The sequence below is a fragment of the Cognatishimia sp. F0-27 genome (genome assembly GCF_020667845.1).
GTDB lineage: Bacteria > Pseudomonadota > Alphaproteobacteria > Rhodobacterales > Rhodobacteraceae > JAFMPQ01.
Window position 1 is genome coordinate 1 of sequence record NZ_JAFMPQ010000060.1, and the last position, 15,191, is coordinate 15,191.

14 protein-coding genes are annotated in these 15,191 nt (G+C 64.1%); 11 read left to right on the plus strand and 3 right to left on the minus strand.

Features of this window, described 5'->3' with window-relative positions; genetic code table 11:
- Window positions 1–57 precede the first annotated feature (57 nt).
- The 4 genes from J1C49_RS20680 to J1C49_RS20695 all read left to right on the plus strand — a co-directional run bounded on the left by J1C49_RS20680 (window position 58) and on the right by J1C49_RS20695 (window position 4,432).
- Complete coding sequence (locus J1C49_RS20680) at window positions 58–1,599, plus strand: sugar ABC transporter ATP-binding protein (RefSeq protein WP_227447736.1); 1,542 nt, start codon at window positions 58–60, stop codon at window positions 1,597–1,599.
- Window positions 1,600–1,748: 149 nt separating this feature from the next.
- Window positions 1,749–2,798: an ABC transporter permease gene (locus tag J1C49_RS20685; protein ID WP_227447737.1), complete on the plus strand. Its 1,050-nt coding sequence runs from the start codon at window positions 1,749–1,751 to the stop codon at window positions 2,796–2,798.
- A gap of 93 nt (window positions 2,799–2,891) precedes the next feature.
- The gene (locus J1C49_RS20690) at window positions 2,892–3,635 is read left to right on the plus strand and encodes an arylmalonate decarboxylase (protein WP_227447738.1); all 744 of its coding nucleotides are present in this window, start codon (window positions 2,892–2,894) and stop codon (window positions 3,633–3,635) included.
- On the plus strand, window positions 3,635–4,432 hold the full coding sequence (locus tag J1C49_RS20695) for an SDR family NAD(P)-dependent oxidoreductase (protein WP_227447739.1): 798 nt from the start codon (window positions 3,635–3,637) through the stop codon (window positions 4,430–4,432). Before J1C49_RS20690 ends, J1C49_RS20695 begins: the two co-directional genes overlap by 1 nt.
- A gap of 44 nt (window positions 4,433–4,476) precedes the next feature.
- Here J1C49_RS20695 and J1C49_RS20700 read toward each other — a convergent pair whose 3' ends face one another.
- Window positions 4,477–5,676, minus strand: a complete 1,200-nt coding sequence (locus J1C49_RS20700) for an NAD(P)/FAD-dependent oxidoreductase (protein WP_227447740.1) — start codon at window positions 5,674–5,676, stop codon at window positions 4,477–4,479.
- Window positions 5,677–5,840: 164 nt separating this feature from the next.
- On the opposite strand from J1C49_RS20700, the gene J1C49_RS20705 reads away from it, so the two are divergent.
- Together J1C49_RS20705 and J1C49_RS20710 are read left to right on the plus strand one after the other, a co-directional pair.
- Window positions 5,841–6,791: a TAXI family TRAP transporter solute-binding subunit gene (locus J1C49_RS20705; protein WP_227447741.1), complete on the plus strand. Its 951-nt coding sequence runs from the start codon at window positions 5,841–5,843 to the stop codon at window positions 6,789–6,791.
- Window positions 6,792–6,798: 7 nt separating this feature from the next.
- Window positions 6,799–8,718 (plus strand): TRAP transporter fused permease subunit, encoded by a 1,920-nt coding sequence (locus tag J1C49_RS20710; protein WP_227447742.1) that lies wholly within the window; start codon window positions 6,799–6,801, stop codon window positions 8,716–8,718.
- A gap of 124 nt (window positions 8,719–8,842) precedes the next feature.
- On the opposite strand, the gene J1C49_RS20715 is transcribed toward J1C49_RS20710, so the two are convergent.
- Together J1C49_RS20715 and J1C49_RS20720 are read right to left on the minus strand one after the other, a co-directional pair.
- Window positions 8,843–10,303 carry an aldo/keto reductase gene (locus tag J1C49_RS20715; protein WP_227447743.1) on the minus strand — a complete coding sequence of 487 codons (1,461 nt, stop codon included), beginning with the start codon at window positions 10,301–10,303 and terminating at the stop codon, window positions 8,843–8,845.
- The gene (locus J1C49_RS20720; protein WP_227447744.1) at window positions 10,300–11,022 is read right to left on the minus strand and encodes a GntR family transcriptional regulator; all 723 of its coding nucleotides are present in this window, start codon (window positions 11,020–11,022) and stop codon (window positions 10,300–10,302) included. Before J1C49_RS20720 ends, J1C49_RS20715 begins: the two co-directional genes overlap by 4 nt.
- Before the next feature lie 138 nt (window positions 11,023–11,160).
- Between J1C49_RS20720 and J1C49_RS20725 the strand changes: the two genes are divergently transcribed.
- The 5 genes from J1C49_RS20725 to J1C49_RS20745 all read left to right on the plus strand — a co-directional run bounded on the left by J1C49_RS20725 (window position 11,161) and on the right by J1C49_RS20745 (window position 15,122).
- A complete protein-coding gene (locus tag J1C49_RS20725) occupies window positions 11,161–11,562 on the plus strand; it encodes a TIGR04076 family protein (protein WP_227447745.1) in 402 nt (133 codons plus the stop codon).
- Window positions 11,559–12,644 carry an aldo/keto reductase gene (locus tag J1C49_RS20730; protein WP_227447746.1) on the plus strand — a complete coding sequence of 362 codons (1,086 nt, stop codon included), beginning with the start codon at window positions 11,559–11,561 and terminating at the stop codon, window positions 12,642–12,644. The genes J1C49_RS20725 and J1C49_RS20730 overlap by 4 nt, the downstream gene beginning before the upstream one ends.
- Window positions 12,637–13,410, plus strand: a complete 774-nt coding sequence (locus J1C49_RS20735) for an ABC transporter ATP-binding protein (RefSeq protein ID WP_227447747.1) — start codon at window positions 12,637–12,639, stop codon at window positions 13,408–13,410. Before J1C49_RS20730 ends, J1C49_RS20735 begins: the two co-directional genes overlap by 8 nt.
- Window positions 13,403–14,134 (plus strand): ABC transporter ATP-binding protein, encoded by a 732-nt coding sequence (locus J1C49_RS20740; protein WP_227447748.1) that lies wholly within the window; start codon window positions 13,403–13,405, stop codon window positions 14,132–14,134. The genes J1C49_RS20735 and J1C49_RS20740 overlap by 8 nt, the downstream gene beginning before the upstream one ends.
- A gap of 73 nt (window positions 14,135–14,207) precedes the next feature.
- Window positions 14,208–15,122 (plus strand): branched-chain amino acid ABC transporter permease, encoded by a 915-nt coding sequence (locus J1C49_RS20745; protein WP_227447749.1) that lies wholly within the window; start codon window positions 14,208–14,210, stop codon window positions 15,120–15,122.
- Window positions 15,123–15,191 lie beyond the last annotated feature (69 nt).

The following is a 15,191-nucleotide window of genomic DNA, read 5'->3' on the forward strand; positions in this document are numbered from 1 at the left end:
CCGCACCGCAGACACCCCGCGCCACGAGGGGCCATTGACGAGAAAGGACCCGACGCCTTGACCGCCGCACTTGATATTTCCAACCTGAGCAAACGCTTCGGCGGCGCTGTTGCGCTGGATGACGTGTCTCTGCACGTGGCGCGTGGCGAGGTTCATGGGTTGCTCGGGTCGAACGGATCTGGAAAATCGACCTTGATCAAGGTGTTGGCAGGGTTCCATGAGCCAGAGCCCGGAGCCGAAATCCGGCTCTACGGCTCCCGTCTCAGCCTGCCGGTCCGGGGCCCGGAGGCCCGGGCGCGCGGGTTGGCCTTCGTGCATCAGAACCTTGGCCTGATCCCGTCACTGTCCGTGGTCGAAAACCTCTATCTGGGCGAATTCGCGACCCAGCCAGACTGGACCTTGAACTGGCGCCGGCTGCATGCAAGGGCGGAACACACATTCGCGCGGTTCGGGTTGAACCTCGACCCGCGGGCCGAAGTGGGGCGGCTCTCGGCGGTGGAGCAGGCGCTGCTGGCCATCGTGCGAGCCTATGACGATCTCTCTCAGGCGACCAAGGATCACGCGGACCGGCCCGGTGTGTTGGTGCTCGATGAGCCGACCCCTTTCCTGCCTCGGGCAGGGGTGGAGCAGCTGTTCGATCTGGTGCGCCGCTGCACGGCGACGGGGGCCAGCGTCATCTTTGTCAGCCATGACGTGGACGAAGTGCGCGAGATCACCGACCGGGCCACGATCCTGCGCGACGGGCATCTGATCGACACCGTGCAGACCGCGTCGACATCGCATGAGGGGTTTGTGGAGCGTATCATCGGGCGGAACCTCGACGCGTATGGCGGGCACGCAAAGGCATTGCAGCATGACGAGCCGCTCGCCGAGGTCACCGGGCTTGCGGCACCGGGCATTGGCCCCGTGGATCTTTCGCTCAGGGCCGGGGAAATCCTTGGCGTGACCGGCTTGATCGGATCCGGGTTCGACCAGGTTCCCGCGGCGCTCTTTGGCGCGCGCAGCGGCGTTGCCGGGCGGTTGCGCCTCAAGCAGCGCGGTCTGCGCCTGTCCGACGTGACCCCGGCAGAGGCGCTGCGGCGCGGCATTGTCTACCTGCCCGCCGACCGGCTCGGGCAAGCCGGCGTCGGCAGCCTCAGCGTCGGCGACAACGTGGCGATGCCAATCTATGAACGGCTCAAGACCGCGTTCGGACTGACCACGCGGCGGATCAATGCCCATGCCAGCCAGCTTGGGGCCATTGCCGGTGTGAAACCGAATAACCCGAGCCTTCCGCTCGAAGCGCTTTCGGGCGGCAATGCACAAAAGGCCGTGCTTGCAAAATGGCTGCAGACCGATCCCGATCTCCTGCTGCTCGACGAACCGACGCAAGGCGTGGATGTTGGCGCCAGACAGGCGATCTGGGACGCGCTCGACCGTGCGGCTGCGGACGGGGCCGGGGTGATCGTGGCCTCGACCGACTATGACCAGCTGGCGGCGATCTGCCACCGGGTGCTGATCTTTGCGCGCGGTCAGGTGGTCTCCGAATTGCAGGGCGCTGACCTGACGAAGGAAACCATAGCCGAGCAGTGTTACCGTTCCATGAGCCGGATCGCGTGAACCGCTGCACCGAGATATCGCCGCCCGGTGGGGCGGGCGTGCAGCCCGCTGTCTCAAGGGAGGCGTGGACAAGCCCGGCACCGACCTTGCGCACGCCCGAGCGGCGCACCGACAAGCAGGAACCGCATCACAATGAGTGACCTTGCAGCATGACCGATGAGCCAACATACGAAGCCCGGATTGCCGCGCTCGAAGCCAAGATCGCCGCGCTCGAAGGCGCTGCCGGAGACCGGGGATTGCACGGCGCTTTCAGCTGGAAAGACTGGTTCGAAAAATACGGTTTGATCGTGGCCTGGATCGCGATCATCCTGATCCTTGGCGCGTTCAAGCCCGCGCAGATGTTTGCTTGGAATTCCTACGCGTCGATGCTTGGGTCCAATGCGATGGTTGTGGTGTTGACGCTGGCTCTGATCATCCCGCTCACAACCGGGGATTTCGACCTCTCGGTGGCCGCAACCATGGGGCTCAGTTCGATGATCATCGCGGTGCTCAACGTCCAGATGGACTATTCCATCGGAGCGGCAGTGATCATGGCGCTGTGCGCCGGCGCGCTTGTGGGCGCCGTCAACGCGTTCTTCATCCTGTATTTTCGGGTGTTTTCACTGATCGTGACCCTTGGCACGGGGTATTTTGTCGCCGGCCTGATCCTGTGGGTCTCGGATAGTGGCACGGTTGCAGGCGTGTCGATGGACCTTGTGCGCGCGGTTATCCTCACGCGGGTCTTCGGGATCCCTGTCGGGTTCTACTACGCGCTTATCCTGACAGCGGTGATCTGGTATCTGTTTCAGCATACGAGCCTCGGTCGGCGCATGCTTTTTGTCGGCCGGGGGCGCGAGGTCGCGCGGTTGTCGGGCGTGGATGTCACCCGCGTGAGGGCAGGTGCGCTGATTGCGTCATCGGTGATGGCGGCCTTTGCCGGCGTGCTCTACACCGGCATGCGCGGGGTTGCCGACCCGAGCTCCGCGCTGGCCTTTCTGCTGCCAGCCTTTGCGGCGGCCTTTCTCGGGTCTACGGCGATCTATCCCGGCCGGTTCAATGCGATCGGCGCTTTTGTCGCCGTCTATTTCCTGTCCACCGGGATCATGGGACTGAATTTCCTTGGCGTGGACAGCTTCGTGCAGAACCTTTTCTACGGCGGCGGTCTGGTGGTTGCGGTGGCCATCAGCCAGCTGATCCGCGGCAGACGGGAGATGATGTGATGCCTGTGCAATCGAGTGGGGCGCTGCCCCGTCCCGGCAGAGCCGGGACTCCCCGGGATATTTCGGGCCCAAAGAAACCGGGAGGATACGCCCATGCCTGACGCGCTTGGATACCGGTGCAAGTTTGCGGTGGTGGCCCCGTCGACGAACACCATCGTGCAGCCCGATATGGAGGCGTTTCGCGTGCCCGGTGTGACCAACCATTTCGGTCGCATCTATGTCCCCGACATGCCGGTGCATAATGACGCGGATTTTGTGGCGCTGGTCGAGGCCATAGGCTCGACACTCAATGATTGCGTGGATCGCTGTATGACCTGCAAGCCGGATTACCTCGTGATGGGGATGTCGGCGTTGATGTTCTGGGATGGCCGGGCGGCCTCCGAAAAGCGCATGGCGGAGCTTGCGGATTATGCCGGGGTCGGCGTGTCCTGTGGCAGTTTTGCCTGCGAGGCTGCGCTGAACCTGACCGGTGCCAAGCGCATCGCGGTGATTTCGCCCTACCAGCCGGTATCCGACCGAGAAGTGACGCGGTTCTTCACCGATTGCGGTTTCGAGGTCGTGGAGTTCAAGGGGCTGCGCTGTGACAGCCCGGTGAACATCGCGCATGTGCAGGAGGATACGTTGCGCGAGCATTTGCGCGCACTGGATCGTGACGACATCGACGCCTGGGTTCAGGTGGGCACCAACCTGTCCATGGTGCGGCTGTCGACAGAGATGGAGGCGGAGCTTGGCAAGCCGGTGATCCCGATCAATGCCGCCACCTATTGGCACGCCCTGCGCGCGATGGGGATCAATGACCAGGTCTCGGGTCATCACTGGCTGTTTGAGCGTCACTGATGGCGCGGCGGGTTCTCATAACGGGCGGTAGCCGCGGCATTGGCCTGAGCTTTGCGCATGCGTGCCTTGGCGCGGGTATGGATGTTGCGATCACGGCGGCGCGGGGGCGGCATGCGTTGGAGGCCTCGGTCGCGGATTTGCGCGCGGCCTACCCGGAGCGGCGCGTGGTTGGGATCCTGGCTGATGCCGGTGATCCGGCGGATGCGGCGCGCACCGCAGCCGAAGCGCAGGCCGCCTTGGGCGGTGTCGATGTGCTGATCAACAATGCCGGGCGCGGGCCGCGTGAGCTCAACGACAATTTTCACAACGCGGCGCAGCGGTTCTGGGAGCTCGATCCGCAGGGCTGGGCGGAGATCATGCGCACCAATGTCGATGGGCCCTTCCTCATGGCCCGCGCCGTGGCGCCTTTGATGATCGCGGCGGGTTGGGGGCGGATCGTCAATCTCTCCACCAGCCGGGTCACCATGATCAAGGAAGGCTTTGCGCCTTACGGCCCGTCCAAGGCCGCGCTCGACACGATGACGCGGCTCTTTGCCGATGATCTGCGCGGGACAGGGGTCACGGTGAATACCCTTGCCCCGGGCGGCGCGACGGAGACCGACTTTATCCCGCCGGAGAACCGCAGCGGGGCATATGCATCGCTCTTGCCGGTCACGGTGATGGACGCGGCATTGCTCTGGCTGTTGAGCGATGCGGCCGATGCGGTCACGGCTGGCCGCTTCATCGGCAAGCTCTGGGACCCGGCGAACCCGGCGGCCGCGCGCGAGGATACCGGGGAGGCGCCGCGAATCCTATGAGATGTCCGACCCGCCTTCTCTGTCTCGACGGGCCGGTCTCCGGTTCACGGCATCACGGCCATGCTCTTGTCCACCGCGTCCATCATGGCGCCCTTGCGCACATAGGCGAGCAGGTCCGGGGGCGTGGCGGCGACCTTTTTCATCCGTTCGAGATGGGCAGCCCGTTTGGCGGGGTCCTTCTCCTCGATGACCTGCTTGTTCTGGTGGGTGTGGTTGAGGACATATTCCTCCGCGATGGCGCGGCGCTGGTCGCTGTAGTGATCGAGAAGCCTGTCCGCATCCGCCTTGTCGAGCAGGATGGCCTTGAGCTTGGCGGCGAGGTTGACCGCATCGTGAATGCCGCCGTTCATGCCCATGCCGCCGAGCGGATTGTTGATATGGGCCGCGTCGCCCGCAATGGCCGCACGCCCGACGCGGTAGCGATCCGCGACGCGCTGATGCACGCGGTAGATGGTGCGGTGCGCGATCGGGTAGGGGGTCTCGTGGGGCGCGATGCCCTGCAGCTTGGCCTCGATCCAGTCATCGGAGAGGATCAGGTCCTTGTCCGCATCGTCCTCGACCGGGATCAGCACGCGCCAGAGGTCGCGAGTCTGGAGCAGCACAAACCATTCCTCCGCATCCGCGGTATAGGTGACAGGGGCCAGCCCGGGCAGCTTGGCGGCAAAATCGACCGGGGTGGACGCGACGACCCATTGTTCGGCATAGGTGAAACCTTCGAAGGCGATCCCCAAGGCCCGCCGCACGGCCGAAGAAGCCCCGTCGGCGCCGATCAGGTAGGTCCCGGTTTCCATGCGCGTCTCCCCGTCGCGGGTGAGTGTGAGCGTCACGCCGGTGTCGTCCTGCGTCACATCCTGCGCCGCCCACCCGAATTCGAGCGTCGCCAGCGGTTCCGCCTCCAGCGCGGCGCGCGCGGCCCGGGTCAGCTTCCATTGCTCGCATTGCAGGCGGAACGGATAACCGGTTTGGCCCTTAAGGCAGGTCAGGTCAAAGGTTGCGGCGTCCCCCGTGGCGCGGTCGCGCCATTGGTAGGTCGGCGCCTTGAGCCCCTGTTCCACGAGCAGGTCCGCAAGTCCGAGATCGGCCAGCATGTCCAGCGTGGGCGGATGGAAGGTCGACGCGCGCAGATCCGTCGGAAGATCGGTTTCCGCTTCGAACAAGGCCACCGGAATACCGGCGCGCGCGAGGATCAGCCCGGCCACCAGACCGGCGGGACCCATTCCGGCAATCAATACACGATCAGTCATCAAAACCCCCTGTTGTCTGTCACCGCAAGATATAGTCCCCAGGCCCCGCCTGGGAAGGGGTCTTGGTCGCAAAGAACGAAAATAAATCAATATAAAACAAAGCCTTATGGGGTAATTGAGGCTGTGGGATAACTGCACGAACGTTCAACACAAGGAGTGAAGACATGAAGATGAGACACTTGATGGTCGGCGCGGCAATTGCCGTGATGGGGGCAGGGCCCGTGATGGCGGAAATCGCTGCACTTGGGTCCACGCAGCGGGGTGGCACCAGCCAGATCGGCCGCGCGCTTGCTGCCGCGATCTCCGAGAACAGCGATATCCAGATGCGCCCACAGGAGCTGGCCAACACGGCCGACTACATGCCGCTGGTCAATGCTGGCGAGCTGGAATTCGGCATCTCCAACGTCGTGCAGCTCACCTACGCGGTGAACGGCACCGGCATGTCCGAAGGTCGCCCGCTGCCGGACCTGCAGATGGTCGCCACGCTCATGCCCTTCCGCACCAGCTACATCGTGCGCGCCGACAGCGAATACCAGTCGATCGAGGATCTCAAGGGCGCGCGTGCGCCGCTGTTTGCTGATGGCGCGCTGGGCGATTTCGTCACCCGGGGCTATCTCGCGACCGAAGGCATGACGCCCGACGACATGCAGGGTGTGCAAGTGCCGAACTTCCCGCGGATGTGGGCCAGCTTTGCGGAAGGCTCCACGGATGTGACCATCGTGGTTGTCGGCGCGGCCAACAGCCGCGAATTCGACGCGACCTTCGGCATTCGCTACATCGGCTATGACGACAGCGCGGAGTCGCTCGCAGCGATGCAGGAATGGCTGCCGCAAAGCTATTTCACGGCGCTGGACGCCGATAGCGGGATCCCCGGCATCGACGGGCCAACCAATGTCGTGGCCTATGACTACACGCTCTTTGCCAGCGCGGACGCGCCGGAGGACATGGTTTATCGTGCCACGAAGGCGCTTTTTGAAGCGACGCCGGGCTTGCTGGAGACCGGAGGGCCGGTTTGGGCCGGTTTCTCGACAGATGTGATGTCCAAGGATGTCGGCGTCGCGTATCATCCCGGCGCCATGAAGTTCTACGAAGAAATGGGCATGTGGGAGAGGTGATCCACCCATGAGCGACAGCGCCGCGGTTTCTCCGTCGGCCACCCGTGCCATGAAGATCGTTGCCGTCCTGGCAGCGATCTCGACGCTGGCGGCGGTGGTCTGGTCCTCGTCCTTGCCTCTTTGGCTGGGGCTCAGGGTCTATTCCGAGCAGGTCCTGCTGATCGTGCTGTCCTGTTCGATGGCGATCACGCTGATGACGCGTCCGCGTCGTCGGGGCTCCTCGCGGCCACCGGACCGCTTCGATCATGGGGTGGCCCTGGTGGCGCTGATCTGGGGCGCCGTGATGGTGATCCGATTCCCGGTGCTGTCGCAAAACGTGTTCTATCACCCGACCGAGGCGCTGATCCTGTCCTCGGTCGGGATTGTGCTTCTGCTTGAGACCGTGCGCCGGTCCATGGGCTGGGCCTTGATCGTGATCCTGGGTCTCGTCGTGCTTTACGCCCTGTTTTCCAGCAACCTGAGCGGTCCGATGCAAAGCCGCTCGATCCGCTGGGACCGATTGCTGACATTCATGGTGCTGGATTCGGCGTCATTGGCGGGTGCGGCGCTGTATATCGCCGTGGCCGTGGTGGTGCCCTTCCTGATTCTGGCACAGCTGTTGTTGCAAACCGGGGGATCGGCGTTTTTCTCCGACCTGTCGCTGGCCCTTGCAGGGCGCAAGCGTGGCGGCGCGGGCAAGATCGCCATTCTGGGTTCTGCGCTGTTCGGATCGGTGTCGGGCTCTGCGGTATCCAACGTTGCATCGACGGGCGCGATCACGATCCCGCTGATGAAGGATGGCGGGTATCGTCCCCGGACGGCGGCCGCTATCGAGGCGTCGGCCTCTACCGGAGGGCAACTCATGCCGCCGATCATGGGGGCCTCGGCCTTCCTTCTGGCCGAAAACCTTCAGGTTGCCTATGGCGAGGTCGTGCTCGCGGCGTTGATCCCGTCGATCCTGTTCTACGTGGCGCTCTACATCTTCGCCGATCTCGAAGCGGGACGCCGCGGGATTGCCTCTGTCGAGCCATCGCGGATCCCGGCCATGGCGGGGGTGATGGCCAAGGGCTGGTTTGTCGTGGTGCCTTTTGCGGTGCTGCTCGGCGGTCTTTTTGTGCTGAACATGCGTCCGGAAACCGCGGCGCTCTATGCCGTGCTGTCGCTCTTTGTGTTGTCGCTGTTCAAGACCTATGAGGGCGGGCGGATCAAAGCCTCTGCGCTAGTGGAAGCCATCGTCAAGGCTGGCCGTTCGGCGGTGGAGGTCGTGCTGATCTGCGCCATTGCGGGCATCATCATCGGTCTGTTTTCCCGCTCGGGACTGAGCTTTGGCATGGGCTTCTTCCTCGTGAAATTGGGTGAGGGGAGCCTGATCCTCCTGCTGCTGGTCACGGCGGCGGTCTGTATCCTGATGGGGATGGGTTTGCCGACGGTCGGGGTCTATCTGCTGCTGTCGACGCTGGCAGCGCCTCCGCTGATCGAGCTTGGGCTGAACCCGATGTCCGCGCATCTTTTCGTGCTGTATTTCGGCATGCTGTCAATGCTGACACCGCCGGTGGCAATTGCGGCTTTCGTTGCGGCAAATATGGCGGGTGCGCCGCCGATGCGCACCGGATTGGAGGCCGTTCGGATCGCGTGGCCGGCCTTTGTTGTGCCGTTCCTCTTTGTTGCGTCGCCGGCCTTGCTGTTTGACGGAGCATGGTGGCAGGTCGTTCTGGCGCTCGGCACCGCCCTTGTTGGTGTCTATTTCGTAACCGCCGGTGTCGTCGGCTTTCTCTGGGGGACGGTGGGGCCGTTTGCGCGGCTTGCGCTGATCACCTGCGGTGCTGCAGCCCTCTGGCCGCCGGGCGCGCCGATGGCCTTCGGGGTGATGGCTGTGGGGCTTGCGGGCTGTGCGCTGCTGGTTGTCCTGCTGCGCCCCGGTGTGCGGCCCGGGCAGGCAGCGGGATAGGTTGTGACCGGGCGAAGATAGCCGGGCCCTGCGGTGTTGCAGATACGCCATCCGCAGGGATGCGCGGTCTCATGGTCCAGACGAGGATCCCGGCCCGCGACAGAGGCTGCGGACCTGTAACCCGTCAGCGCAGCACCGCCTCGGCCTCGATCTCCACCCTGTAATCGCCAATCAGCTTGGCGACGACCACCAGCGTATTGGCGGGCTTGATCGCGCCAAAGACGCGGCCATGTGCCTTGGATACCGCCATCACATCCTCTTCATGCGTCAGGTAGATCCGGGTGCGCACCACATCCTCCGCTTCGGCACCAAAGGCGGCGAGCGCTGCGAGGATCTTGTCGATGATAAACGTTGTCTGACCACCCGCATCGCCGCGAGCGACCACGCGGTCCGTTCCCGCGGTTGCGGTCGTGCCGGAGACGAGGATCCGGTCACCGATCTTCTGCGCCCGGCAATAGCCGGCCACATCTTCCCATTCCGACCCCGACAGCACGCGCTGCGCCTCCTTGCGGTGCGGCACAGGCTCGGCGTCATGCGCCAATGGCATCGTGTCGAGATGATGGCTCAGATCGCCGGAGGCGGTGAGGAAAGGTGGTTTTCGGTACTCGTCGCCACAATCGCCGGGGATCGGGGAGGTGCCGGCAAAGGCCTCGTCCAGAGCCCCGTGATCCGCCGCGTCGAGCGCAAAGGAAAAGAGCCGCGCATTGTCTTCCGCGTGCATCGCTTCGCCAAGCCGTGCGCCGATGATCACACCGGCAACGCCGCGTTGTTCCAGAACCCAGCGCGTCGCCACGTTGGAAATCGAAACCCCGTGTTTCTCGCCGATCCGATGCGCAGCACGCAGGATGCCCTGATACGGCTCCCAGCCGCCGGCGGTGTCGATGAAGCGCTTGTATTTCATCTTTGACCAGTCGCCGATCTCCTGTGGTTCGGGCTGGTCGAGCCACCGCTCCGACAGGAACCCGCCGCAAAGCGTGCCATATGCAAGAATGCGCGATTGGGTCTTCTCACAAAGCGTGCCAAGCGCACCGGCCGCACGACGGTCGAGCAGCGAAAAGGAGACCTGGTTGGAGCGCACCGGGACGCCATCGGCCAGCGCCAGAGCAAGATGGGCGGTGTCAAAATTGGTCACACCGATTTCCCCGATCAGCCCCTCGTCGCGCAGCGCGGCAAGCTGGTGCAGCGCATCGAGCCAGGCCGGGTGGGCGAAGCTCCACCAGTGAAACTGCAGCAGGTCCACCTTGTCGACGCCAAGCCGGTCGAGCCGGTCCTGCACGCCCGCGCGCACCACGTCCGCCGTCATCGGTCCGGGGGGTGGGCACCATTTCGTGAAGGCAACGGGGCGCGCGCCGTCGTAACGGCGCAGCAGATGACCGGTGATGATTTCGGACGTGCCGTAATGATCGGCCATGTCAAATGTGTCGAATCCGGCCTCGGCATAGGCTTGCAGCCAGTCGGCCCCGGTTTCGGGGTCAATCGCGCCGGATTTCCGCTCGATATCAGCCACTTGCCAAAGGCCCGTAAGGGCGCGCGCAATCTCGAGATCCGGGGCCAGCCGGTATCGGTCGGGTCGGGGCGGGGTCATGGCGTCTCCTGCGGTGTTGCGCGCGACGTGGTGGCCGCGGGATCAGTCTCTGTCTTCGGCGTGTCGGGGTCATCGAGTTGGGGCAATACGATGCGGAAGGACCGCTCGATGTCGTCGATCAGGGCGGCGCGTGCCGCGTCCCGGTTGCCATCTGACAAGGCGTCGAGGATGGCGTGGTGATAGGCGTGCTGGTCGATGCTCCGGGCCGCCTCATGCGCAATGATGCGATTGAGATAGGCGCCGTATTGCAACCAGAGCGACTCTATAAGCGGCAGCAGCACGTCAGAGCGCGAAATTCGGTAGAGCGCGAAATGAAAGGCGTAATTGGTCGCGAGATCCGGCCCGTCCGGCTCGGGCGCGTCCGACAGCGTGCGGCGCAGCCGCGCGAGATCGCCGGGCTGCATCCGGTCCATCGCCAGATCGAGAACCAGCGTTTCCAGCGCCAACCGTCCGGCCTTGAGATCCTTCATGCGCTGCGCGTCAAAGGCGGGGACCTGAAGCGTGCGCGATGGCGTGTCGAGCAAGGCGCCTTCCGCCACGAGTCGCCGCACCGCTTCGCGGACGGGCGTCATGGAGATGCCAAGCTGATCGGCGAGGTTGCGCAGGCTGACGACGTCGCCCGGCGCGAACTCCCCGCGCGTGAACGCGTCATGCAGGGCGCGATAGGCGCTGTCACGCAGATTGACCTGCTCAAGTTTGTCGATCCGTGGCCCTGTCATGCGGCGATGTTCCGGCAATATGCTGTCTTTCGAGAGGCGCAGGGCAAAGAGGATTGACTCTGCCGTGATGCGATACCTACGATCAAATATCACAGATAACACCACAACACACAAGGATGGCAACAAGGGCATGACCGCGTGACGGATCAGACGCAGACAGGGCAGCCGCAGGCAGGAGAGGCGGGATTCTGGCTCTACGATCTCGTGGTCGAAACCGTTCTGGATGGGCGCGTGCCGGTCTGTCGCCACATCGAGGGCGAGCGCTTTCGCGTCGAGGGGGAGGCGCTCGTCTTTGACCCGGGTGCGCGGGTGTCGATGTATGCGCTGGCGGCGCTTCTGCCGCTTTTGCCCGCCAAACAGCGGATGACCGACGAGGCGGACTGGATGTCGACAGATGCGGAGATCGCCTGCCCTGATCCACATTGCGGCGGGCGGTTCCGCGTCACACGGGCGGCCAAACGCTGGTTCAGCCATGCAGAAACGACCGGTTTGCCGGAAGCCCGCGAGACCCCTTATTGGCAAAAGGACAGCCAGAAATGACAACGGTCGAGACAACCGAACTCAGGCCGGGCCATCCGATCAGCCGGGTGATCCGCGGAGGGTGGCAGCTTGCGGGCGATCACGGCGCCGTTGATCGCGAAGAAGCAATCCGCGACATGGAAGCCTTTGTGGATGCGGGAATTTTCACCTTCGACTGCGCGGATATCTACACCGGCGTCGAGGAGATGATCGGCCAGTTCATCGCCGATCTGCGCGCGCGGCGGGGGGCATCGGTCGCGGATCGCGTGACCGTGCACACCAAGCTGGTGCCCGACCTCACGCTTCTGCCGGAGATTGGCACGCACGGGATCGAGGCGATTGTCGACCGGTCCCTCAATCGGCTTCAGATCGAGCGGCTGCATCTTGTGCAGTTCTTCTGGTGGGACCTCGCGCAGGGCGATCCGGTTGGTGCCCTTGAGGCTCTCAAGGACTGCCAGAAGAAGGGTAAGATCGCCACGCTTGGCACCACCAACTGGGACGAAGACGGTATGCAGCGCTTTGTCGATGCGGGGTTCGATATCGCCTCGGCGCAGGTGCAGTATTCCGTGCTGGACCGCCGCCCGGCCAATGGTCTCGTGGATTGGGCTGGCGCGCATGACATCCAGATCCTCGCCTATGGCACGCTTGCGGGCGGCTTCCTGACCGAACGTTGGCTGGGCGTGGACGATCCGGGGTTTGCCTTCGAGAACCGTAGTTTGGTGAAATACCGCTTGATCATCGACGAATTCGGGCCGTGGGAGCGGTTTCAACGGCTCTTGCGCGCGCTCAAGGCGGTGGGTGACCGGCACGGCGTGTCGCTTTCGGCGGTGGCGACCCGCTGGGTTCTGGATCAGCCCGGTGTGGCGGCGGGCATTGTTGGTGCGCGCTATGCCCGGCATCTGCCGCAGACGCTGGAGACGTTCTCCTTTGCCCTGAACGCGCAGGATCGCGCGGAGATCGGCGCGGTGATTGCGGAGGCAGACGGGCCGGCGGGACGGGTCTACAGCCTTGAGCGAGATCGAAACTCGCGCCATGGCCGGATCATGAAATACAACCTCAACACCCGTCCCGATGACGCGGTGCATGGCGCCAAGGATGGCTGAGCCGATCCTCACCTGCGCGGGGCTGACCCGTGATTTTGGTCCGTTCCGGGCGGTGGATTCCGTATCCCTATCGATCCGGGCGGGAACGATGACCGGGTTGATCGGCCCAAACGGCGCGGGAAAATCCACGCTTTTCAATGTTTTGACGGGCGCACTTGCTCCGAGCGCGGGGCGGGTGACGCTGGCGGGGCGCGACGTGACGGGCATGGCGCCGCACCGGCTCTTTGAGGCCGGGCTTGGGCGCACGTTTCAGATCCCGCGGCCCTTTGCGCGCATGTCGGTTCTGGAGAACGTCATGCTGGCGCCATTGGCGCAGATCGGTGAGCGGCTGGCGGGGCCGTTTTTTCGGCGCGGTGCGATGCAGGCGCAGGAGCGCACGATCCGCGAAAAGGCGCTGGAGGTGCTTGATTTCGTGACGCTTTTGCCGCTGGCGGATCATCCGGCGGGCAAGATTTCCGGCGGGCAGATGAAGCTTCTGGAACTGGCGCGCGTGCTGATGGGCGATCCGAAGGTGATCCTGCTCGACGAGCCTGCGGCGGGGGTGAACCCGACGCTGACCGGGGTGCTGATCGAGAAGATCGAAGCGCTGAACGCGCAAGGCAAGACCTTTGTGATCATCGAGCATGACATGGATTTCATCATGCGCCATTGCGATCCGGTGATCGCGCTCGCCGAAGGGCGCGTCGTTTTCGAGGGCAGCGCGGCAGAGGCGCAGTCCGATCCGATCTTGCTTGATGCCTATCTCGGAGCGATGACCCATGGCTGAGGCGGCGCTGGAGGTGACGGGCATGACGGCGGGCTACGTGCCCGATCTGCCGATCCTGCGCGACGTCTCCATGCGTGCGGAGACGGGGCGGGTGACCGTCATCATCGGCCCGAACGGGGCGGGCAAATCGACCCTGATCAAGGCGGTCGCGGGTCTTGTGCCCGTCAGCGAAGGCACGGTGCATCTGGGCGCGCGGGCGATCACCGGCATCCGGCCGGATCAGCTCTCGGCTCATGGCATGGCCTACGTGCCGCAAAGTGACAACATCTTCCGCAGCCTGACCATCGCGGAGAACCTCGATCTGGCGCTGGCGCGGGCAGCTGGTGGCGCGCAGATGCGTGAGCGGCTGTTGCAGCAATTCCCGGTGCTTGCGGACAAGCTCAAGGAGAAGGCCGGCGCGCTCTCGGGCGGGCAGCGGCAATTTCTGGCGGTGGCGATGGCGCTGGCGGCGGAGCCATCGGTGATCCTGATGGACGAGCCATCCGCCGGGCTGGCCCCGAAAGCCGCGCAGGAGGTGCTTGAGGAAGCGCGCGCGCTGACCGAGCGGGGGGTGACGATTGTGCTGGTGGAGCAGAATGTCAATCAGGCGCTAAGGCTGGCCGATCATTGCTATATTCTGGCCGAAGGGCGCAACCAGATCGACGGGGCCGCGGCGGATCTTCTTGGCGATCCGGTGGTTGCGGAGATCTACCTTGGTGGCAAGCGGTTGAGGGCGGGCGGATGAGCGCACGACTGTGCAGACGGGGTTCCTCATCCGGCCTGCTGGCCGGTCTCGGCTCGTTGCGGAGACAAGGCCGATGATCCAGCATTTGCTCGACGGAATCCTTGTGGGATCGATCCTGAGCCTCGGGGCTGTGGGGCTGACCATGGTGATGCACATGTTGCGCTTTGCCAATTTCTCCCATGCGGAACTGCTGTCCATCGGGGCCTATTCCGCGCTGGTTTTTGACGGGCTTTTCAAGGCGTTGATGCCAATCATGACGGTGAAGATCGGGCCCCTGAGCATGACCGGTGCGCTGGTTCTGGCGATGATCCTGAGCATGGGGATCACCGGGTTGAGCGCGGTTGCCATCGACCGGCTGGTGTTCCGCCGGGTGCGCGAGAAGGGCGAGGAGCTTTCGATGGTGTTTGCCAGTTTCGGCATGGCGCTGATTATCCGCAACCTGATCGGGCTGGTCTTCGGGCTGCACCAGATGCTTTATACGCGCGACATCGTTTTCGCGACGATCCTGAGCCGTGATCCTTTGATCCTTGTGAAGCCGGATCAGGTGGCAACGCTTGTGATCACGCTTGTCATCATATTGATATTGCACCTTGTCTTGTCGCGCACCACCTTTGGCTACAGCCTGCGGGCGGTGGCCGAGAACCCGTCGCTTGCGCAGGTCAACGGGGTCAATCTGCGCCGGATGATCGCCTCTGTCTGGGTGCTTGGCGGCGCGCTTGCCGCGCTGGCGGGGGTGTTCTACGGGCTGACCAACCACATCTCCCCGGTGATGGGGCGGGATCTGGTCTTGCCGATTTTTGCCGCGACCATCGTGGGCGGGATCGGCTCGATCTATGGCGCGATGCTGGGTGGGTTCCTCGTGGGGATCGCAGCCAACATGGCGCTGTTGATCCTGCCTTCGGGCTACGCGCCGTCGGTGCCTTTCCTGATCATTCTCGCGGTGCTCCTGATCCGGCCGCACGGGATCCTCGGGACGGCGCGGGCATGAGGGTTTGCGCGATTTTCTGTGATGCACATGCCATGCAGATAGCATGCACAAACCATGCGCATGGTTTGT